This is a genomic window from Staphylococcus sp. HMSC072E01, from assembly GCF_001814125.1.
Lineage (GTDB): Bacteria > Bacillota > Bacilli > Staphylococcales > Staphylococcaceae > Staphylococcus > Staphylococcus hominis.
The window spans coordinates 1-21,402 of the sequence record NZ_KV814987.1 but is presented as its reverse complement, the minus strand read 5'-3'; the positions used below and the strand labels follow the sequence as shown (position 1 = coordinate 21,402).

The window sequence follows — 21,402 nt, the reverse complement described above, 5'->3', positions numbered from 1 at the left end:
CGATAGTGGAGTGCAATTTAGTTTATTTAATTAAATTGTTAAATAGGGTGGCAACGCGTAGACCACGTCCCTTGTATGGGGATGTGGTCTTTTTTTATTTTAAATCGCTATGGTCACTCAATATAAATTTTTTGGAAGGATGAATATGATATGTTAGACATCAAGCAATTCAGAGACGAAACGGACAAAGTTAAGAGCAAAATTGAATTACGAGGAGATGATTCAAAGGTCGTTGATGAAGTATTAGAATTAGATAATCAACGTCGTGATTTAATTGGTAAAACAGAAGAAATGAAAGCACGTCGTAACAAAGTAAGTGATCAAATTGCTGAAAAAAAACGTAACAAAGAAGATGCTGATGACGTCATTAAAGAAATGCGTGAATTAGGCGATGAAATTAAAGAAAATGATGCAAAATTAAATGAAGTAGATAATAAAATTCGTGATATCTTAATTCGTATTCCAAATTTAATTGCAGATGACGTACCACAAGGTGCTGACGATACTGAAAATGTTGAATTAAAAAAATGGGGCACGCCTCGTGAATTTGATTTTGAACCAAAAGCACACTGGGATTTAGTAGAAGAATTAAAAATGGCTGATTTCGAACGTGCTGCAAAAGTATCAGGTGCGCGCTTCGTTTATTTAACTAAAGACGGTGCTTTATTAGAACGTGCATTAATGAACTATATGTTAACCAAACATACAACACAACATGGTTATACAGAAATGATGACACCTCAATTGGTAAATGCAGATACAATGTTTGGTACAGGCCAATTACCTAAATTTGAAGAAGATTTATTCAAAGTTGAAAAAGAAGGCTTATATACAATTCCAACTGCAGAAGTGCCATTAACAAACTTCTATAGAAATGAAATTATCCAACCGGATGTGTTACCAGAAAAATTCACTGGTCAAACTGCATGTTTCCGTAGTGAAGCGGGATCAGCTGGTAGAGATACAAGAGGTTTAATTCGTTTACATCAATTCGATAAAGTTGAAATGGTGCGTTTTGAAAAACCTGAAGATTCTTGGGATGCATTAGAAGATATGACTCAAAATGCCGAAGCAATTTTAGAAGAATTAAAATTACCATATCGTCGCGTGAACTTATGTACTGGAGATATTGGTTTCAGCGCAAGTAAAACATATGACTTAGAAGTATGGTTACCAAGTTACAATGACTACAAAGAAATTAGTTCTTGCTCAAACTGTACTGATTTCCAAGCTCGTCGTGCTAACATTCGTTTCAAACGTGATGCTTCTTCTAAACCAGAATTAGTACACACATTAAATGGTAGTGGACTTGCAGTAGGTCGTACATTTGCAGCTATCGTAGAAAACTACCAAAACGAAGATGGTTCAATTACAATTCCAGAAGCACTTGTACCATTTATGGGCGGCAAAACAGAAATACGTCCAGTCAACGAATAATTAAATAGAATTCAACTCATAAAGTGATAGAGTGACGTAGTCCTCTATCGCTTTATTTATTTTTATATTAAATAAGACTGCCCTAAGAAAGGTAACTTTCAAAATATCAAAAATTTCTGATATTTTGAAAGTATTGAAGTTTCAATATTTTAAAACACCCTTCTCTCTAACCTCACTCAAACGGACGTCTAAAGATATTGAAGCGTCTCTTAGATTATATTAGACTGAATTTAATTATATTATATAGTCAATTTGAAAATACATATATAAAGGGGGAGCTAACATGACATCACATGTAACATTTCAACAAGGGGTCAAAGAATGTATTCCAACACTACTAGGATACATCGGTATAGGACTATCATTTGGCATCGTGGCAGCTTCTCAAGATTTTAGTGTTCTAGAAATTCTTCTGTTATGTTTACTGGTTTATGCAGGCGCAGCACAATTTATTATTTGTGCTTTAGTCATTACTGGTACACCTATATCAGCAATCGTGTTAACAACGTTAATTGTGAATTCCCGCTTCTTTTTATTGTCTATGACATTATCACCTAATTATAAAGATTACGGTATATGGAATCGTTTAGCTTTGTCTTCTATTCTTACTGACGAGACATTTGGCGTTGCTATAACGCCACACTTAAAAGGGGAAACAATTAATGACCGATGGTTACATGGATTAAATATTACTGCTTATTCATTTTGGGCAATAGCTTGTGTGTTAGGAGCAGTCTTTGGGAAATACATCTCTCATCCTGAAATGTTAGGGTTAGACTTTGCGATTACAGCCATGTTTATTTTCTTGGCTATGGCTCAATTTGAAACGATTACACGTTCCAAAGTAAGTATATATATCGTATTAATTGCGTTCGTTATTGTAATGATGTTCATTTTAAGTTGGTTGATGCCCTCTTATGTGGCCATTCTTGTTACATCAATTTGTGCTGCAACACTTGGGGTGGTGATGGATCGATGACGATAACAGGACATATGCTTTTACTCATCGTTTTATGTGGATTAGTGACATTAATTGTGCGTGTTGTCCCATTTTTAATGATTTCACGTATTCAACTGTCAGAAACAGTCATCAAATGGCTGTCGTTTATTCCCATTTCATTATTCACTGCGCTAGTTATTGATAGTTTTATCGTTCAACATAAAGGTATGCAAGGCTTTGAATTAAATATTCCATTCATTGTAGCAACCATTCCTACAGTCATTATCGCAGTTGTGACGCGTAGTCTAACCATCACTATTATTGTAGGTATTGTATTCATTGCAGGTATACAATGGTTCTTTTAATCCATTTATTTACTGCGCATTGAAGTTAACCAGACAATTGTATTAAAATAAATTTAAATTAAACCATTCAATCAATATATAGATACTCTTATTTTGAGAAGTAGAGGGAATTGGCCCTATGAAGCTTCAGCAACCGACAAATCATTTGTACGGTGCTACAACCAACGAGATACTCGAATGATAAGTACTAAAGTATTATCGCTTCATACTTTTAAAATTAAGAGTAGAAGCGATTTTTTTATTCTAAGGAGGCATAGCATGACAAATTATACAGTAGATACATTACATTTAGGTGCTTTTACAACAGAATCAGGTGAAACGATTGAGAATCTAAAATTGCGTTATGAGCACGTAGGTTATTCGGGACAGCCGCTTGTTGTGGTTTGTCATGCTCTGACTGGGAATCATTTAACTTATGGTACAGATGAACATCCTGGATGGTGGCGCGAAATCATCGATGGTGGTTATATGCCGATCTATGATTATCAGTTTCTTACTTTTAATGTTATTGGAAGTCCTTTTGGTTCAAGCTCCCCTTTAAACGATGCTCATTTTCCTAAAACCATCACATTAAGAGATATCGTTAAGGCAATTGAATTGGGAATCAAGGCTCTTGGATTTACTAAAATTGATATTTTAATTGGTGGCAGTTTAGGTGGCATGCAAGTAATGGAATTATTATATAATCATCGATTCGAAGTAGATAAAGCAGTCATCTTAGCAGCTACAGATAAAACCTCTTCATACAGTCGTGCCTTCAATGAAATTGCACGTGAAGCGATTCATATTGGAGGTAAAGAGGGACTTAGTATTGCAAGACAACTTGGATTCTTAACATATCGTTCTTCAAAAAGTTATGACGCGCGTTTCACACCAGATGAAGTAGTCAATTATCAACGTTATCAAGGTAATAAGTTTAAAGAATCCTACGATTTATCGTGTTACTTAACGATGTTGAATGTCTTAGATAGTCATCATCTTGATCGTCAGCGCAATGATGTGGATGAGGTCTTCCAATCTTTAAATACAAAAGTACTAACGATGGGCTTTACAGATGATTTGTTATATCCAGATGATCAAGTCAGAGCAGTAGGAGAACGTTTTAAATATCATCGTCACTTTTTTGTTCCAGACAACGTAGGCCATGATGGTTTTTTACTTAATTTTAATGACTGGGCGCCTAACTTGTATCATTTTTTAAAAGTTTCGAAATTCAAACGAAAATAATAGATAAGAGAACAGTTAACACATTTGTTTAATTTGAATATAGAAGGTAAAATAGACCTTATAGTCAAAAAAGTATAGGAGTGGCGAATGTGTTTTCAAAAGTACATCCTAAAGCAATGATTATAGGAACTATCGTGCTTGTAGCAGTTGCTTTAGTTACGTATGTATTGCCAATAATTGGTCTGATTCTATGTTTATTCGCTACCATTCCAGGGATTATCATGTGGCATAAATCAATTGCTACATTTGGAATTGGAGCTTTACTCACTGTAGTCATCACGACCTTATTAGGGAATACCTTTGTATTAAGTGCCATGATTCTAGTTTTATTACTAAGTTTTGTAATTGGCCAATTATTAAAAGAACGTACATCTAAAGAACGCATTTTATATATTACAACAATGTATATAAGTATTGTGACGTTAATTGCATTTATGTTATTACAAGCGTTCAAAAAGATTCCAAATACTGAAGTATTGATTAAACCAGCAAAAGACGCAATGAACAATGCGATTGTAAATTCAGGCGTTGAATCAGATTATAAGGTCATCTTAGAAGAAGGATTTCGTCAAATGGCTGTTCAACTTCCAAGTTACATCATTATTATTGTTTTTCTTTTAGTTTTAATGAATATCATCATTACATTTCCAATTTTACGCAAATTCAAAGTAGCAACACCTATGTTTAGACCTTTATTTGCTTGGCAGATGAATCGCACATTATTATGGATTTACATGATTGTGCTAGTATGTGTGATGTTTGCGATGAAACCAAGTATATTCCAAAGTATCGTATTGAATTTCGAAGTTGTGTTATCATTATTAATGTATATCCAAGGATTGAGTTTGATTCATTTCTTTGGAAAGGCTAAACGATTACCTGATGCGGTATCCATATTATTAATGGTCGTGGGGACAGTGATTTCACCCTTTACGCATATCGTATCATTACTTGGCGTACTTGATTTAGGAATTAACTTAAAACGAATGATAAAAAAATGACTTTAAAAAGTGAATAGAGGTGGAAGAATGAACCGTCAATCCACTAAAAAAGCATTGCTTATTCCTTATATTTTGATGGTGCTTACGGCAATTACAATTGTTATTGTAGGGTTTATATTTAAACCTTTAATGGCAACGTTTACGGCGATTGCTTTAATCATTATGATTGTCATTAGTGCGGTATTGATTAAACAAGCATTATCAAAAATGGATCATTATGTGGATAATCTGAGTGGTCATATTTCAGCAGGAAGTAATAAAGCAATTAAACGCATGCCAATTGGTTTAGTTGTGATTGATGCTGACGATCACATTGAATGGATTAACCAATATATGTCTGAACATCTAGAAACGAATGTCATCTCAGAACCAGTCAATGAAGTTTTTCCGAATATTCTTAAGCAACTTGAAAGAATACAAGAAATAGAAATCGAACATGGTCAGTACCATTATCATGTGCGTTATTCTGAAGAAGAACGTTGTTTATATTTCTTCGATATTACAGAAGAAGTACAGACAAATGAATTATATGAAGAATCAAAGCCTATCATTGCAACGTTGTTTTTAGATAACTACGATGAAATTACCCAAAATATGAATGACACACAACGTTCTGAAATCAATTCAATGGTGACACGTATTATTAGTCGATGGGCAACTGAATATAACATTTATTTTAAACGTTATAGTTCAGATCAATTCGTAGCTTATTTAAACCAAAAAATCTTAGCAGAAATAGAAGATTCTAATTTTGACATTCTAAGTCAGTTACGTGAAAAAAGTGTAGGCTACCGTGCACAATTGACATTAAGTATTGGTGTTGGTGAAGGTACCGAAGATTTAATTGAACTTGGTGAATTATCTCAATCAGGACTTGATTTAGCCTTAGGTCGTGGAGGAGACCAAGTTGCAATTAAAAACATGAATGGTAATGTTCGTTTTTACGGAGGTAAGACTGACCCGATGGAAAAACGAACACGTGTTAGAGCACGTGTTATCTCTCACGCATTGAAAGATATCTTAACTGAAGGCGACAAAGTGATTATTATGGGACATAAACGTCCTGACTTAGATGCGGTTGGCGCAGCTATTGGAGTATCTCGATTTGCGTCAATGAATAATTTAGAAGCATATGTGGTACTTAATGAAGAAGATATCGATCCAACATTAAGTCGTGTGATGGAAGAAATTGATAAAAAACCTGAATTAAAAGAACGATTTGTGACATCTGATGAGGCTTGGGATATGATGACGTCAAAAACAACGGTTGTTGTGGTAGACACACATAAACCTGAAATGGTATTAGATGAAAATATTCTAAATAAAGCGAATCGTAAAGTAGTCATTGATCATCATAGACGTGGAGAAAGCTTTATTTCAAATCCATTACTCGTTTATATGGAACCTTATGCAAGTTCAACTGCAGAACTTGTCACAGAGTTATTAGAATATCAGCCAACAGAACAACGGTTATCACGTTTAGAATCTACAATTATGTATGCAGGTATTATTGTTGATACACGTAATTTTACATTACGAACAGGGTCAAGAACGTTTGATGCGGCAAGTTATTTACGTGCGCATGGTGCGGATACAATCTTAACGCAACAATTCCTTAAAGATGATGTTGATACGTATATTAATCGTTCTGAATTGATACGCACAGTGGAAGTGCAAGATAACGGTGTCGCAATTGCTCACGGTTCTAATGATAAAATCTATCATCCTGTAACAGTTGCACAAGCTGCGGATGAATTGTTAAGTTTAGAAGGCATTGAAGCTTCTTACGTTGTAGCGAAACGTGAAGATAATCTTATTGGTATTTCAGCACGTTCATTAGGCGGTATTAATGTTCAATTAACAATGGAAGCCTTAGGTGGCGGAGGTCACTTAACAAATGCTGCAACGCAAATAAAAGGTGTCACTATAGAAGAAGCAATCGAGCAATTACAACAAGCAATTACTGAACAAATGAGTAGGAGTGAAGATACATGAAAGTAATATTTACACAAGATGTTAAAGGTAAAGGTAAAAAAGGTGAAGTTAAAGACGTGCCAGTAGGTTACGCAAATAACTTTTTATTAAAAAATAAATATGCTGTTGAAGCAACACCAGGTAATTTAAAACAATTAGAACAACAAAATAGACGTGCTGAAGCGGATAGACAACAAGAAATCAATGATGCTAAAGCATTAAAAGCAAAATTAGAAGATATCGAAGTTGAAGTAAGTGCTAAAACTGGTGAAGGCGGTAAATTGTTTGGTTCTATTAGTACAAAACAAATTGCTGACGCTTTAAAAAATCAACACGATATTAAAATTGATAAACGTAAAATGGATTTACCACACGGTATTCACGCGTTAGGTTATACTAATGTACCTGTTAAATTAGACAAAGAAGTTGAAGGTACAATTCGCGTACACACTGTAGAAAAATAAAAAAATTTGGGACACACATAGGTAGTCCACTCTTTTAAAAACAATTCATAGAAATAGATATAATGTTGCACTAGCATGTCGAAAATTTTAAGATGGATGGGTGTAATGATTGATGGATAATATGTATGATCAAAGACAAATGCCCCATAACAATGAAGCTGAACAGTCTGTCTTAGGTGCAATTATTTTAGATCCAGAATTAATAGGTTCGACTCAGGAGGTATTACTTCCTGAGTCGTTTTATAGAGGTGCACACCAACATATCTTTAGAGCAATGATGAACTTAAACGAAGATGCTCATGAGATTGATGTAGTCACGTTAATGGAACAATTAACGAAAGAAGGTACATTAAGTGAGGCTGGTGGCCCTCAATATTTAGCTGAATTATCGAATAATGTACCGACGACACGTAATATTGAATACTATAGAAATATAGTTGCTAATCTTGCGCTTAAACGTCGATTAATTCAAACAGCTGATAGCATTGCGAATGATGGGTATAATAATGAGCTTGAATTAGATGCTATTTTAAGTGATGCTGAAAAACGTATTCTTGAACTCTCAGCAAACCGTCAAAGTGATGGATTTAAAGATATTAGAGATGTCTTAGGTCAAGTATATGAGACTGCAGAGGAACTTGATCAAAATAGTGGGCAAACGCCGGGTATTCCTACTGGATATCGCGATTTAGACCAGATGACTGCGGGCTTTAATAGAAATGATTTAATTATTTTAGCAGCCCGTCCTTCTGTAGGTAAGACTGCCTTCGCACTTAATATCGCTCAAAAAGTAGCCACTCATGAAGATAACTATACAGTAGGTATTTTCTCACTTGAAATGGGTGCCGATCAACTTGCGACACGTATGATTTGTAGTTCAGGAAATGTAGATTCTAACCGTTTAAGAACAGGGACAATGACAGAAGAAGACTGGAATCGATTTACGATTGCAGTAGGTAAATTATCGAGAACAAAGATTTTTATTGATGATACACCAGGAATTCGTATTACAGATTTACGATCAAAGTGTCGTCGTCTTAAACAAGAACATGGTCTTGATATGATTGTCATTGACTATCTACAACTTATTCAAGGGAGTGGCTCACGCTTTTCAGATAATAGACAACAAGAAGTCTCTGAAATCTCACGTACGTTAAAAGCCATCGCTCGTGAATTAGAATGTCCCGTTATCGCACTGAGTCAGTTATCTCGTGGCGTAGAACAACGTCAAGATAAACGACCAATGATGAGTGATATTCGTGAATCAGGATCAATTGAGCAAGACGCAGATATTGTTGCGTTCTTGTATCGTGATGATTATTATAATCGAGGCGATGGGGAAGAAGATGACGATAGTACGCAGTTCGAACCTCAATCCAATGACGATAATGGTGAGATTGAAATTATTATTGCAAAACAACGTAACGGCCCTACAGGTACAGTGAAGTTACACTTTATGAAACAATATAATAAATTTACAGACATTGATTATGCACATGCAGACATGTCATAAAAATATTTTTACCGTACATTATTATTATTTTTAATATAAATGTACGGTTTTTATTTTATTTTTGAAAAATAAAGTTAAGTGAAGTATGTGTATTAAACATTTGTAAAACTGCTTTGAAATACTGGTAAATTAACAATATTAAAGGTTTTTTAATAAAATATACGTATTGATTCGACTGATGTGAATGCTATTTTTAATGTTCGATTTTTATTTGCATTATATGAAACGTATTGATAGAATACTTAGTGGTTAATTGAGAAAACTTTGGAGGTGCTCACATGTCATCAATCGTAGTAGTTGGGACACAATGGGGAGACGAAGGTAAAGGTAAAATTACAGATTTCTTAGCAGAACAAGCAGATGTGATTGCGCGTTTTTCAGGTGGAAATAACGCAGGTCATACCATTCAATTTGGTGGAGAAACATACAAATTACATTTAGTACCATCAGGTATTTTTTATAAAGATAAATTAGCAGTGATTGGTAATGGTGTGGTTGTAGATCCTGTTGCATTATTAAAAGAATTAGACGCTTTAAATGAACGTGGTATTTCTACAGATAATCTACGTATTTCAAACCGTGCGCAAGTCATCTTACCGTATCACTTAGCACAAGATGAATATGAAGAACGTCGTCGCGGCGATAATAAAATCGGTACAACGAAAAAAGGTATTGGACCAGCTTACGTAGATAAAGCACAACGTATTGGTATTCGTATGGCTGATCTATTAGAAAAAGATACATTTGAAAGACGTTTAAAAGAAAATATTGAAATTAAGAATGCCTATTTCAAAGGGATGTTTAATGAAACGTGCCCACACTTTGATGAAATATTCGATGAATACTATGCCGCTGGTCAACGTTTAAAAGAATTCGTTACAGATACAGCTAAAATTTTAGATGACGCTTTCGTAGCTGATGAAAAAGTTTTATTTGAAGGTGCACAAGGAGTTATGTTAGATATCGACCATGGTACATATCCTTTTGTAACGTCAAGTAATCCTGTCGCAGGTAACGTGACAGTAGGAACTGGCGTGGGTCCAACCTTCGTATCTAAAGTGATTGGGGTATGTAAATCCTATACCTCTCGTGTAGGTGATGGCCCATTCCCTACTGAATTATTCGACGAAGATGGTCATCATATTAGAGAAGTAGGTCGTGAATATGGAACGACAACAGGACGTCCTCGTCGTGTAGGTTGGTTCGACTCAGTTGTATTACGTCACTCTCGTCGTGTAAGTGGGATTACAGACTTATCTATTAACTCAATTGACGTGTTAACAGGTTTAGATACGGTTAAAATCTGTACAGCATATGAGTTAGATGGTGAAACAATCACAGAATATCCAGCAAACTTAGACCAATTACGTCGTTGTAAACCAATTTTCGAAGAGTTACCTGGTTGGACGGAAGACATTACAGGTTGTCGTACATTAGAAGAGTTACCTGAAAACGCACGTAAATACTTAGAACGTATTTCTGAATTATGTGGTGTTCATATTTCAATCTTCTCTGTAGGCCCTGACCGTGAGCAAACAAATCTATTAGAAAAATTATGGTAAGAAAAGCGTATAAACATAGAGCAATAACGTGCTAAGAGCGAAAATCGGCTTTTGATTTTAAGATGAGCATACGATTGACGAGCGGGTTGCTTTTCGAAGCCCATTAATAATAAAGCATTTAATGGTATACATTTAACGTTGTTAAAGTCACTTACTTTAGCAACGTTTTTTATATACATAAAATAAGATAATGATAACCGTATCATTTAAATCTGAATTAATAATGTAAAAGTAAATAAAAAAAGTATATTGTTATGTAATATACCTTCAAAACAACTCTTTTTTTCTAAAAATTAAGGAATTATAAAAAAATATTAAAATTATGTAAAAAAGTTCTTGTCTTTAAAATAAAAGCTATGCTATAATCTATCTTGTGCTTAAGAACGGCTCCTTGGTCAAGCGGTTAAGACACCGCCCTTTCACGGCGGTAACACGGGTTCGAGTCCCGTAGGAGTCACCATTTAGGTCTCGTAGTGTAGCGGTTAACACGCCTGCCTGTCACGCAGGAGATCGCGGGTTCGATTCCCGTCGAGACCGTATTGCTTATCCAAAAGGGTAGGCATTTTTTTTATGTTTTTTTAATATCGCTTCTTTATGTTTATAAATATATAGACGTTATCATGAGTAAAGCGATGTGTGTATTACAAATAGATGACGTCGCAATATATTTTTAATACTTCTCTCTTTTTTTATACATCTTTTATATATCACTCTTAATTTTCAACGACTATCTACTATCATCATTTTGTAACATTGTACCGTTTCAGTCTTCTTACGACTTTTGTGCAATATTTAAGAAGCTCAACTTATTTGTAATATAAAACGAGCGTGGTAAACTTTAAATTAATATTATTCTATAATTTTAAATATGAAAATAGAATTAAGTGAATATTAATGTTAAATTATATAGTAGATAAACGTGCGTTAAGACGTAAGATAGCGCCATATAATACAGTTAATGTTTTACTCAAAATATAATAAACATTAAGGTTTGAACTACAATTTGAGAAATGAGGTTTATAGATATGGCTAGAAAAGTTGTTGTAGTTGATGATGAAAAGCCAATTGCGGATATTTTAGAATTTAATTTAAAAAAAGAAGGCTATGAAGTTCATTGCGCTTATGATGGTAATGATGCCGTCGATTTAATTTATGAAGAAGAGCCAGACATCGTATTGTTAGACATTATGTTACCTGGTCGTGATGGTATGGAAGTATGTCGTGAAGTACGTAAAAAATACGACATGCCAATTATTATGTTAACAGCGAAAGACTCAGAAATTGATAAAGTATTGGGCCTTGAATTAGGTGCTGATGATTATGTGACGAAACCATTTAGCACACGTGAATTAATTGCACGTGTGAAAGCAAATTTAAGACGTCACTCCGCTCAACCTGCGCAAGAATCAGAAGGTACAACGAATGAAATTGCGATTAAAGATATCGTAATTTATCCTGAGGCTTACTCAATTAAAAAACGTGGTGAGGATATTGAATTAACACATCGTGAATTTGAATTATTCCACTATTTGTCAAAACATATGGGTCAAGTTATGACACGTGAACACTTACTACAAACGGTTTGGGGATACGATTATTTTGGAGACGTGCGTACAGTGGATGTAACCATTCGTCGTTTAAGAGAAAAAATTGAAGACGATCCATCTCATCCAGAATATATAGTGACACGTCGAGGCGTTGGATACTTCCTCCAACAACATGATTAGGGGTTGCAAACGATGAAGTGGCTGAAACAACTCCAATCCCTTCACACAAAACTCGTTATTGTTTATGTCTTACTGATTATTATTGGAATGCAGATTATTGGTCTGTATTTCACTAATAGTTTAGAAAAAGAATTAACCAATAATTTCATGAAGAATATTAAACAATATGCGACACAACTCGAAGTCAATATTGAGCGTATTTATAAAGATAATCCTTCAAATGCACAAAAGGAAGTTCAATCGCTACTGAATGAATACGCTAACCGACAGGAGATTGAAGAAATTCGCTTTATTGATAAAGACCAAATTATCATGGCTACAGCGAAGTTATCCTCACATAGCTTAATTAATCAAAAAGTGAATGATAATTCTGTTCAAAAAGCAATCTCTCTTGGCGAAGCAAATAGTCATAACGTCTTAAAAGACTATGGTAATGGTAAAGAACGGATTTGGATTTACAACTTGCCAGTTAAGAATAGCAATGATGTGATCGGTAATATTTACATAGAGTCAAATATTAATGATGTATATAACCAGCTTAACAATATCAATCAAATCTTTATTATTGGTACGGCTATTTCCTTATTTATCACGGTCATACTCGGTTTCTTTATTGCGCGAACGATTACGCGACCGATTACAGATATGCGTAACCAAACAGTTGAAATGTCAAAAGGGAACTATACACAGCGTGTTAAGATTTATGGCAATGACGAAATTGGTGAACTTGCGCTTGCGTTTAATAACCTTTCTAAACGTGTACAAGAAGCCCAAGCGAATACAGAAAGTGAAAAACGTCGACTCGATTCTGTCATCACACATATGAGTGATGGTATCATTGCGACGGATCGACGTGGTCGTATTCGTATTGTGAATGATATGGCGATTAAAATGTTAGGTATGGCGAAAGAAGACCTCATTGGTTATTACATGCTAAATGTTTTAAAAATAGAAGGCGATTTTTCATTAGAAGAAATTCAAGAGAATAATGATAGTATCTTAATTGATATGAACGAAGAAGAAGGTATTATTGCACGTGTCAACTTTAGCACGATTGTACAAGATACAGGATTTGTTAATGGTTATATCGCCGTATTACACGATGTTACAGAGCAACAACAAGTGGAACGTGAACGTCGCGAATTCGTTGCCAATGTATCACACGAATTACGTACGCCATTAACCTCAATGAACAGTTATATTGAAGCACTTGAAGAAGGCGCTTGGAAAGATGAAAATCTTGCGCCATCGTTCCTTTCAGTCACACGTGAAGAAACAGAACGTATGATTCGACTGGTCAATGACTTACTTCAATTATCTAAAATGGATAATGAGACAGAACAAATTACAAAAGAAATTGTCGACTTTAATATGTTTATTAATAAAATTATTAATCGACATGAAATGGCAGCGAAAGATACAACGTTTGTACGTGAAATTCCAAATGAAACGATTTTCACAGAAATAGATCCAGATAAGATGACGCAAGTATTTGATAACGTCATTACGAATGCGATGAAATATTCTCGTGGAGATAAACGTGTCGAGTTCCACGTGAAACAAAATGCACTTTATAATCGAATGACCATTCGTATTAAAGATAATGGCATCGGTATTCCAATTAATAAAGTGGATAAAATCTTTGATCGCTTCTACCGCGTAGATAAAGCACGTACACGTAAAATGGGTGGTACGGGTCTTGGACTGGCCATTTCAAAAGAAATTGTCGAAGCACATAATGGTCGTATCTGGGCAAACAGTGTTGAAGGACAAGGCACATCGATATTTATTACGCTTCCATGTGAAGTGATAGACGACGGTGATTGGGATGAACAGTAAGGAACATATTAAATCAGTTATCCTTTTTCTTTTAGTCATGATGAGTATTGTCCTTACGTATATGATTTGGAACTTTACTCCAGATTTAAATAATTTAGACAGCGCGGATAGTAAAAAAAATAATACTAAAACCATTGGTAAACCTTTAGCTGCAAAGATGGACACAGTGATTTCACCTTATCAAGTTGTGTCAGTTAAAGGGGATAAAGTTAAAGGATTTGCACCATCAAGATCTCAACTCGCTCAAGTTATTGATCCACTCAAAGATCATGAAGTGAGTAAAGTAGAATTGATGCAAAAAGGGTATAATTTACAAACCCCGATATTAGACCATGATTTTGTCGTATTGGATTTTACGTATGATATGCCATTAACCACCTATTTAGGTCAAGTACTTAATAACTCAGCTAAAATTCCTAAACATTTTAGCTTTAATCGGATTTTAATGGATAAAAATTCTAAGGGTGATCTAGAACTATATGCGCTGAGTAAACATCATCAACAAGTCATGAAAGTGACGATAGACGCTAAGGCAACGCCATTTACTAAAACCATTCATCATTTAGAAAAAGATATGGAAACCTATTCGGAAGTGATTACGAATAAGACAACGATTGATAAATCAACGCATATTTTTGCGCCGAAACATCCAAAAGACCTACACTCATATCGCATGGTATATGATACGATTTCAGTCGAAACGATGAACTCAATTTTATTTGATGATTCGGTCATTATTCGAAGCGGAAAAAGTGGTTCAACCACATATAATAATAATACCGGCGTCGCAAACTATAATGATGACAGTAAAAAGTACCATTATAAAAACTTATCGGAAGATGAATCAGGTTCGAAAGATATGGATATTTCCATCCCAAGTACATTCGAATATATTAATAATCATGGTGGTTTCTTTAACGATGATTTCCGTCTGTTCGATACGGAGAATATGTCAGGAGAATTAACCTATCAATTATTCCTCAATGGACATCCTACATTTAATGACCAGCAGTTAAATGAAATTAACGTGACTTGGGGAGAAAAAGGAATTTATGACTATAAACGTGCCCTTCTACGTTCAAGCGTGCCTTTAGAAGGTGCAACGACATCATTAGATAGTTTGGAAACGGTGCGTGCGTCACTTGCGAACAATCATAACATTGATTTTGAAAAAGTATCGAATATGATTGTTGGCTATAAAGAAGATGATCAACCAGATAAAGATGACATCGAAGTACAACGCAATAGTGAATTTATTCCAACGTGGTATGTTGAGTATGATGGTGAGTGGTATGTATATCAGGATGGGAGGCTTGAATAAATGAACTGGAAACTAACCAAAACATTGTTTATTTTCGTGTTTGTTCTAGTCAATATCTTTCTCATTCTGATTTATATTAATAAGGTGACTAAATCGCAAATTAATGAAACTGAAAGCGATAATGAAGTCAACTTCCAGCAAGAAGAGATTAAAGTATCGACAGATGTATTAAATAAAGATGTAAGTGGTACGAAGATGCAAATGATTACTGTTACTTCTAAGAACTTTAAATCATACGCTGAAAATAAATCTTCATTAGAAACAAGTGATTCTGGTTTCACATTAAGCGGTGAGGTAGATAATACTGTAAATGTAAGTGATCGTAATCTTAGTGATTTAAAAGATTACATTATCAATCATATTTATAATGGTAAGGTCTATCAACTTGGCGATATGAATTCAAATACAGTCACTTACGAACAAACATATGATGGATACCCATTGCTTAATAACAATAAAGCACGGCTTCGCTTTAATATAGACGATGGTAAAGCGACTACGTATAAACAAACATTAATGAGTAAAATTGAACCTGCAAAAGGTGACAATAATCCTAAGAAGCAAGTCATTACGCCGCGTAAAGCAATTGAAAGCTTGTATTTCAATCGTTACTTAAAAGCTGACGATGAAGTATTAGATGCTAGACTAGGATATTACTCAGTAGTAAGAGAAACCAACGTTCAATTACTACAAGCAAACTGGGAAATCAAAGTGAAACATAAAGGTAAAGAAGAAACGAAAAAATATTATGTTGAAGCCACTTCAATCAATCCCAAAGTGATTGATAACTAGAAAAGTGATTCATTTTAAATAGAGCAAAATAGCGGTCAAATTTGCCCGTTATTTTGCTCTTACATATTTAATATAAACAGAGAATTGGAATTTCTAGTTACAGGTTGGTATAGTATACTATAAAAGTACTTTTAGAGCGGAAGTTTCGAACAAAGATACAAGTTCGAAACTATATTTTTTTAGAAAAAAGAGCAAATATAAAATATCTAGACTGAAGGCACTCTAAATAATTGAAATTTAAGATAATGAGAAAGGATGAACCATCTTGATTCGAATGAGCGTATTAGCAAGCGGTAGTACAGGAAACGCGACTTATGTAGAAAGTGAGAAAGGCAGTCTATTAGTAGATGTCGGTCTTACGGGTAAAAAGATGGAAGGTTTATTTAGTCAGATTGATAGAGATATGAAGAATCTGAATGGCATCCTAGTGACACATGAACATAGCGATCATATTAAAGGACTGGGTGTCATTGCACGTCGATATGGTTTACCTGTGTATGCGAATGAAAAAACGTGGAAAGCGATTGAGAAAAAAGATGATAAAATTCCGATGGATCAAAAATTTATTTTCAATCCATATGAAACAAAGTCTATTGCAGGTTTTGATATAGAATCGTTTAATGTCTCTCATGATGCGATTGATCCACAATTTTACATTTTCCATAATAACTATAAAAAATTTACGATGATTACAGATACCGGCTATGTGTCAGACCGAATGAAAGGTATGATTCAAGGTAGTGATGCATTTATGTTTGAAAGTAACCATGATGTGGATATGTTACGTATGTGCCGTTATCCTTGGAAGACGAAACAGCGTATTTTAAGTGATATGGGACATGTATCAAATGAAGATGCAGGACATGCGATGGCGGATGTGATTACAGGTCATACGAAACGTATCTATCTGTCACATTTATCTCGTGATAATAATATGAAAGATTTAGCACGTATGAGCGTTGGACAAGTATTAAATGAACATGATATCGATACTGAAAAAGAAGTATTACTATGTGACACAGATAAAGCACAAGCGACACCGATTTACACGTTATAAAATTGATATGAAGTATGAAGCTTAATGAAAGCCTTAAGAAAATATGAGGTTTTTATTAAGCTCTTTTTTTGGAAAAATTAAAGATATGATCTAATAATTTGGACTATACATGAATATTCATTAAAAGGTGGATAATTGGAGTGATTTACTTAGAATCTGTGAATAAATATAAAAGACGGTCGTGAAGTTATCCCCAAATTTAGAGAAAGTTATCCACTATTGTGAATAATACACACAGAAATACTCACATTATACACAGACTTATCCACAAAAATAGTGTATACATGCCATTTTTTGTATATAAATCTCAAATTTTCCACAGAATTTATATACATTCTTGTTATAATTAGAGGGAATTCTGTTAACAAGTTGATAACTTGTGGATAAGTCGAATAACTACTATCAACATGGAGGTTTATAATGAAGATTACTATTTTAGCTGTCGGCAAATTAAAAGAAAAATACTGGAAACAAGCGATTGCTGAATATGAAAAAAGACTCGGAGCATATTCTAAAATTGAGATGATTGAAGTGCCGGATGAAAAAGCACCCGAAACTATGAGTGATAAAGAAATTGAACAAGTCAAAGAAAAAGAAGGACAACGATTATTAGCCAAAATTAAACCACAAGCCACCGTTATTACATTAGAAATACAAGGTAAAATGTTGTCATCGGAAGGGTTAGCTAAAGAACTACAACAACGTATGACACAAGGACAAAGCGACTTCGTCTTCGTCATTGGGGGATCAAACGGACTTCATCAAGACGTCTTAAATCGCAGCAACTACGCACTCTCATTCAGTAAAATGACCTTCCCACACCAAATGATGCGCGTCGTCTTAATCGAACAAGTATATCGAGCATTTAAGATTATGAGAGGCGAAGCATATCATAAATGATGCGGTTTTTGAAATAATAGAAGTTCAAATGAAATTTTGAGTAGATAGTACTATAATATGAATAGAAATATAATTATTTAAAAGGTTTAATGGAGGGTAATAATTATGAACTACGATGACTTTAAACAAGTGTTAGATGATACATTGTTTACTGATGCAAAGGTAACATTGTTAAAGAATTTAAAAAAACATCCATCAAGATATGTTGGGATTTTTAGAGCTTCAACGCCCAAAGGTAAACTTATTCAAAATTTTACTCAATCTTTAGAAATCAAGTACGGTGATGCCTTAGAGAGTGCATTTAGAGAGATGTTTAGTGATTATGGGTTAGAAAAGTTGCCACAAGATTATAAAAATCCAATAAATGGTAAAGACTTAAATGTAGATCAAGTTTTTAAATATGGTAATAAAGTTATTTTTATAGAACAGAAAATAAGAGATGATCATGATAGTACTAAGAAAAGTGGTCAATTTACCAATTTTAAAGATAAATATAACGTATTAAAAAATTACTATAGAGGATACAAAATAATTGGCAGTATGTGGTTTATTGATGATAGTTTAGTAAAAAATAAAAAGTACTATATTACGGAATTGGAAAAATTAGAGAAATCAGATGATGAGTTTTGTTTGGCATATGGTGGAGAAATATTTAAATTTTTAGCTAATGAATTAGATATTAATGAGTTACCTGATATGTGGTATAAAATTTGTAAATATCTAGAATTATGGAAAAAGGATATTCCCGATTTGCCAGAATTAAATTTTGATAAAGATCCAGAAGAAACAATGCGCGCCTTTATTACTATTATTGAAGAAGAAAGTTTATCATTTTTGAATAAATTATTTGAAAATGATAAAGTGGTTGATTATATTTTCCCAATTATATTTCCTGAAAAGAAATCACTTTTACTCTTAAAACAATTTATTAATGCACAAATTGAAGAAAATGATTTTAATAATAGAAAAATGAAAAATTATAAGAAAATTAATGAAAATCTAAAAAAAATAATAAAATAGCCTGTACAGGCTATTTTATTTTGAGTATTTTTCACGATATAAATTACGATAATGATCGATAGAAATATATTTATTATTACGTTTAACATACCAATAATTCCAACCGTTAGCTCTTTCTAAGCCTTTTAAAATCCCGGCTAATGAGTGAATAGAATAATGTTTTCCTTTGTATAATAATTCTTTAACATCTGAGATAACTGCATATTCTTCAGTATTATTAAAATAAATATATTCATTCTTATCTATAAAACCTTCTTCTACTAGTTTTATAAAGGGTACACGTATTAATTTTTTATCAAACACTGCATTTACATAATCGTCATCAATAACGACTTGATTTTTAATTCTTTGTTCAGCGTAGTGTATATATTTTTTATCTTGTTCGATACCAATATAATTTCTACCGAGTTTTTTTGAAATTGTAGCTGTTGTTCCGGTTCCTAAGAAAGGATCTAGGATAATATCACCTTTTTTAGTACTAGAAATAATTATATTGTAAAGCAATTTTTCGGGTTTTTGTGTTTGATGTAATTTATTCCCATCAATATCTTTTAACCTTTCTGAACCACTTGCAACTGGTATTTTCCATATGCTTGTCATTTGTTTTCCATTATTTATATTTTTCATTGTTTTATAGTTAAAAGTATATTTTGTTTTTTTACTAGGCGTTGCCCAAAGTAATGTTTCTTGAGCATTAGTAAACTTCGTACCTCTAAAATTTGGAGTTGGATTACTTTTTTTCCAAATAATATCATTAATTAACCAAAATCCTAATTCTTGTAACAAATCACCTATTATATGAATATTTTGATATGAACCTATTATCCAGATTGAAGAGTTTTTACTTTTTAGTATTCTTTGGCATTCTATTAGCCATTTTCGACAAAAATCTTTGTACGCTTTTATACTATCAAATTTATCCCAGCTTTCATTAGAGACACCATTAAAACTACTTCCGTTTACACGAGTTAGTTCTCCTTGTATTTGCATATTGTAAGGAGGATCTGCAAAAATTAAGTCTATTGAATTTGACTCAATTAATTTTAATTTTTCTATACAATCACCTTCTAATATAGAATTAATATAATTGTTTTCCATTGTTTTATTTACCTCCCTATTTAAAATTAATATGAAATTCTTACTATCCTGATACTTAGAGTATTAGGTTGTAAATGAGAATTTTTAAGATAACTATAATGATATCACATTTTTTTAATAGGATAGCGCTTGTATGATGATAAAATGTGTTATCTTAGTAAATTTTTTACTTGCTTAAACCTACTGTGTATTACTTAGTGACTATTTCATAAAAATTTAGTGTCAAATTGATAGCGTATTTTGAATAAAGTAATTAATCTATTGAAAAAATGATATAACATTAATATAATTTTACTCTTTGAATTCAAACAAGTATTATAATACGTTCTCGTAGATTTTAGTAATTTTAAATCGTGAATATAGAGGAGTAAATACTCATTTTTATTACCATTATTTGAATTTGTTGGTTTCTTTTCTGATTACTGTATTTATCATTCTTTGATAAAATATAATTTTTGAAAGTTCTTGTGATTACAGAGTTACAATTTACAATTAGACTAGCAAGTTGTCAATACTGTTTTAATTATTAACATACCTAAATTTGGTATAAAAGTAATTTTTTATTTATTTATATATTCATTTCTTTCTTGCTTTCGAATTAAGTGGATGTATGATTTCATTTGTTACTGGATTAATGAGGTGTTTCACTTTCTTTTTATGAGAAATTAATGTTTCTAATCATGCTTCAACTATTGTTTTTTTTAGCGTAAGTACCTCGGGATAATATTATTTCGTCTGTTTCTTTCACAGCCCTCATAATTTGAATAATTGTATACTTATCGTAGACATTTTCTGAATACTTGAGATTGGTAAACGTGGTAATATTAAAATATAGATTTATAAAAATAATTGAACCAAATACTTCCATTTCTGAAATTCTGTCATAATGAGTTGAGTTGTTAAATCAATATTAAGAATACCATCATAGCGCATCGTTATGATGGAAATTGTTTGTTTTTCACTGTACTGTCCCATATTTCTTGAGTAAATAAGCGTTGCTGTTCATGTGTAACTGACAGTTTATTATTATTTTCTTGTAGTCTAAAAATATGCAGGTGATTTGTTTGAAATTGGTTATTCTATTCTTTTAACATGTTTCAAAGTGAGATTTGAAGGTTCTGTTGCAAAGTAAAAAAATATAGCTAACCACTAATTTATCATGTCA

General features: G+C 33.1%; 17 protein-coding genes, 2 tRNA genes, 1 pseudogene, 1 riboswitch and 1 other annotated feature (1 of these 22 only partly in view). Of the genes and pseudogenes, 18 read left to right on the top strand and 2 right to left on the bottom strand.

Annotation, left to right across the window (positions count from 1 at the left end):
- Positions 1 to 75 (top strand) — a binding site (T-box leader) (it extends 129 nt beyond the left edge of the window).
- 75 nt (positions 76 to 150) lie between these two features.
- From serS to HMPREF2953_RS07990, 18 genes are all read left to right on the top strand, one after another.
- Complete coding sequence (gene serS, locus HMPREF2953_RS08075; RefSeq protein ID WP_070672768.1) at positions 151 to 1,437, top strand: serine--tRNA ligase; 1,287 nt, start codon at positions 151 to 153, stop codon at positions 1,435 to 1,437.
- A gap of 283 nt (positions 1,438 to 1,720) precedes the next feature.
- Entirely contained in the window at positions 1,721 to 2,416 is a 696-nt protein-coding gene (locus HMPREF2953_RS08070) for an AzlC family ABC transporter permease (protein WP_070672765.1), read from the top strand.
- Entirely contained in the window at positions 2,413 to 2,742 is a 330-nt protein-coding gene (locus HMPREF2953_RS08065) for an AzlD domain-containing protein (RefSeq protein ID WP_070672763.1), read from the top strand. Before HMPREF2953_RS08070 ends, HMPREF2953_RS08065 begins: the two co-directional genes overlap by 4 nt.
- Positions 2,743 to 2,827: 85 nt before the next feature.
- Positions 2,828 to 2,929, top strand: a riboswitch (SAM riboswitch).
- A 71-nt stretch (positions 2,930 to 3,000) separates the two neighbouring features.
- The gene (locus HMPREF2953_RS08060; protein WP_049437103.1) at positions 3,001 to 3,969 is read left to right on the top strand and encodes a homoserine O-acetyltransferase MetX; all 969 of its coding nucleotides are present in this window, start codon (positions 3,001 to 3,003) and stop codon (positions 3,967 to 3,969) included.
- Between the two features lie 89 nt (positions 3,970 to 4,058).
- A complete protein-coding gene (locus HMPREF2953_RS08055) occupies positions 4,059 to 4,970 on the top strand; it encodes a YybS family protein (protein ID WP_049335777.1) in 912 nt (303 codons plus the stop codon).
- Positions 4,971 to 4,997: 27 nt separating this feature from the next.
- The gene (locus tag HMPREF2953_RS08050; protein ID WP_070672760.1) at positions 4,998 to 6,965 is read left to right on the top strand and encodes a DHH family phosphoesterase; all 1,968 of its coding nucleotides are present in this window, start codon (positions 4,998 to 5,000) and stop codon (positions 6,963 to 6,965) included.
- A complete protein-coding gene (gene rplI, locus HMPREF2953_RS08045) occupies positions 6,962 to 7,408 on the top strand; it encodes a 50S ribosomal protein L9 (RefSeq protein ID WP_049437098.1) in 447 nt (148 codons plus the stop codon). The genes HMPREF2953_RS08050 and rplI overlap by 4 nt, the downstream gene beginning before the upstream one ends.
- A 112-nt stretch (positions 7,409 to 7,520) precedes the next feature.
- Positions 7,521 to 8,921 (top strand): replicative DNA helicase, encoded by a 1,401-nt coding sequence (gene dnaB, locus HMPREF2953_RS08040; RefSeq protein ID WP_002449507.1) that lies wholly within the window; start codon positions 7,521 to 7,523, stop codon positions 8,919 to 8,921.
- A 278-nt stretch (positions 8,922 to 9,199) separates the two neighbouring features.
- On the top strand, positions 9,200 to 10,483 hold the full coding sequence (locus HMPREF2953_RS08035) for an adenylosuccinate synthase (protein ID WP_049335768.1): 1,284 nt from the start codon (positions 9,200 to 9,202) through the stop codon (positions 10,481 to 10,483).
- A gap of 385 nt (positions 10,484 to 10,868) precedes the next feature.
- Positions 10,869 to 10,943, top strand: a tRNA-Glu gene (locus HMPREF2953_RS08030).
- A gap of 4 nt (positions 10,944 to 10,947) precedes the next feature.
- A tRNA-Asp gene (locus HMPREF2953_RS08025) sits at positions 10,948 to 11,020 on the top strand.
- Positions 11,021 to 11,508: 488 nt separating this feature from the next.
- The gene (gene yycF, locus HMPREF2953_RS08020) at positions 11,509 to 12,210 is read left to right on the top strand and encodes a response regulator YycF (RefSeq protein ID WP_049437896.1); all 702 of its coding nucleotides are present in this window, start codon (positions 11,509 to 11,511) and stop codon (positions 12,208 to 12,210) included.
- 12 nt (positions 12,211 to 12,222) lie between these two features.
- Entirely contained in the window at positions 12,223 to 14,049 is a 1,827-nt protein-coding gene (gene walK / locus HMPREF2953_RS08015; RefSeq protein WP_070672757.1) for a cell wall metabolism sensor histidine kinase WalK, read from the top strand.
- Complete coding sequence (locus HMPREF2953_RS08010; RefSeq protein WP_070672754.1) at positions 14,039 to 15,370, top strand: YycH family regulatory protein; 1,332 nt, start codon at positions 14,039 to 14,041, stop codon at positions 15,368 to 15,370. The genes walK and HMPREF2953_RS08010 overlap by 11 nt, the downstream gene beginning before the upstream one ends.
- On the top strand, positions 15,371 to 16,162 hold the full coding sequence (locus HMPREF2953_RS08005; protein WP_070672751.1) for a two-component system regulatory protein YycI: 792 nt from the start codon (positions 15,371 to 15,373) through the stop codon (positions 16,160 to 16,162). It begins immediately after the preceding gene.
- A gap of 274 nt (positions 16,163 to 16,436) precedes the next feature.
- Entirely contained in the window at positions 16,437 to 17,219 is a 783-nt protein-coding gene (locus tag HMPREF2953_RS08000; RefSeq protein WP_103288301.1) for an MBL fold metallo-hydrolase, read from the top strand.
- 420 nt (positions 17,220 to 17,639) lie between these two features.
- Positions 17,640 to 18,119 carry a 23S rRNA (pseudouridine(1915)-N(3))-methyltransferase RlmH gene (rlmH, locus tag HMPREF2953_RS07995; protein WP_048760983.1) on the top strand — a complete coding sequence of 160 codons (480 nt, stop codon included), beginning with the start codon at positions 17,640 to 17,642 and terminating at the stop codon, positions 18,117 to 18,119.
- A gap of 105 nt (positions 18,120 to 18,224) precedes the next feature.
- Positions 18,225 to 19,139, top strand: coding sequence for an HpyAIV family type II restriction enzyme (locus tag HMPREF2953_RS07990; RefSeq protein WP_049330298.1), 915 nt, complete (start codon positions 18,225 to 18,227; stop codon positions 19,137 to 19,139).
- A 15-nt stretch (positions 19,140 to 19,154) separates the two neighbouring features.
- On the opposite strand, the gene HMPREF2953_RS07985 is transcribed toward HMPREF2953_RS07990, so the two are convergent.
- Both HMPREF2953_RS07985 and HMPREF2953_RS11675 read right to left on the bottom strand, forming a co-directional pair.
- Positions 19,155 to 20,237 carry a DNA-methyltransferase gene (locus HMPREF2953_RS07985; RefSeq protein ID WP_049330300.1) on the bottom strand — a complete coding sequence of 361 codons (1,083 nt, stop codon included), beginning with the start codon at positions 20,235 to 20,237 and terminating at the stop codon, positions 19,155 to 19,157.
- A gap of 576 nt (positions 20,238 to 20,813) precedes the next feature.
- Positions 20,814 to 21,200 (bottom strand): annotated as a pseudogene (locus HMPREF2953_RS11675) (DUF1643 domain-containing protein); the annotation flags it as partial.
- Positions 21,201 to 21,402: the final 202 nt, after the last annotated feature.

Bases quoted from the DNA above. Each gene is read 5' to 3' on its own strand.
- HMPREF2953_RS08070 (WP_070672765.1), top strand. From the start codon at position 1,721: ATGACATCACATGTAACATTTCAACAAGGGGTCAAAGAATGTATTCCA.
- rlmH (WP_048760983.1), top strand. From the start codon at position 17,640: ATGAAGATTACTATTTTAGCTGTCGGCAAATTAAAAGAAAAATACTGG.
- HMPREF2953_RS08000 (WP_103288301.1), top strand. From the start codon at position 16,437: ATGAGCGTATTAGCAAGCGGTAGTACAGGAAACGCGACTTATGTAGAA.
- HMPREF2953_RS08060 (WP_049437103.1), top strand. From the start codon at position 3,001: ATGACAAATTATACAGTAGATACATTACATTTAGGTGCTTTTACAACA.
- HMPREF2953_RS08005 (WP_070672751.1), top strand. From the start codon at position 15,371: ATGAACTGGAAACTAACCAAAACATTGTTTATTTTCGTGTTTGTTCTA.
- dnaB (WP_002449507.1), top strand. From the start codon at position 7,521: ATGGATAATATGTATGATCAAAGACAAATGCCCCATAACAATGAAGCT.
- HMPREF2953_RS08035 (WP_049335768.1), top strand. From the start codon at position 9,200: ATGTCATCAATCGTAGTAGTTGGGACACAATGGGGAGACGAAGGTAAA.
- yycF (WP_049437896.1), top strand. From the start codon at position 11,509: ATGGCTAGAAAAGTTGTTGTAGTTGATGATGAAAAGCCAATTGCGGAT.
- HMPREF2953_RS07985 (WP_049330300.1), bottom strand. From the start codon at position 20,237: ATGGAAAACAATTATATTAATTCTATATTAGAAGGTGATTGTATAGAA.
- HMPREF2953_RS08065 (WP_070672763.1), top strand. From the start codon at position 2,413: ATGACGATAACAGGACATATGCTTTTACTCATCGTTTTATGTGGATTA.
- walK (WP_070672757.1), top strand. From the start codon at position 12,223: ATGAAGTGGCTGAAACAACTCCAATCCCTTCACACAAAACTCGTTATT.
- serS (WP_070672768.1), top strand. From the start codon at position 151: ATGTTAGACATCAAGCAATTCAGAGACGAAACGGACAAAGTTAAGAGC.
- HMPREF2953_RS07990 (WP_049330298.1), top strand. From the start codon at position 18,225: ATGAACTACGATGACTTTAAACAAGTGTTAGATGATACATTGTTTACT.
- HMPREF2953_RS08010 (WP_070672754.1), top strand. From the start codon at position 14,039: ATGAACAGTAAGGAACATATTAAATCAGTTATCCTTTTTCTTTTAGTC.
- rplI (WP_049437098.1), top strand. From the start codon at position 6,962: ATGAAAGTAATATTTACACAAGATGTTAAAGGTAAAGGTAAAAAAGGT.
- HMPREF2953_RS08050 (WP_070672760.1), top strand. From the start codon at position 4,998: ATGAACCGTCAATCCACTAAAAAAGCATTGCTTATTCCTTATATTTTG.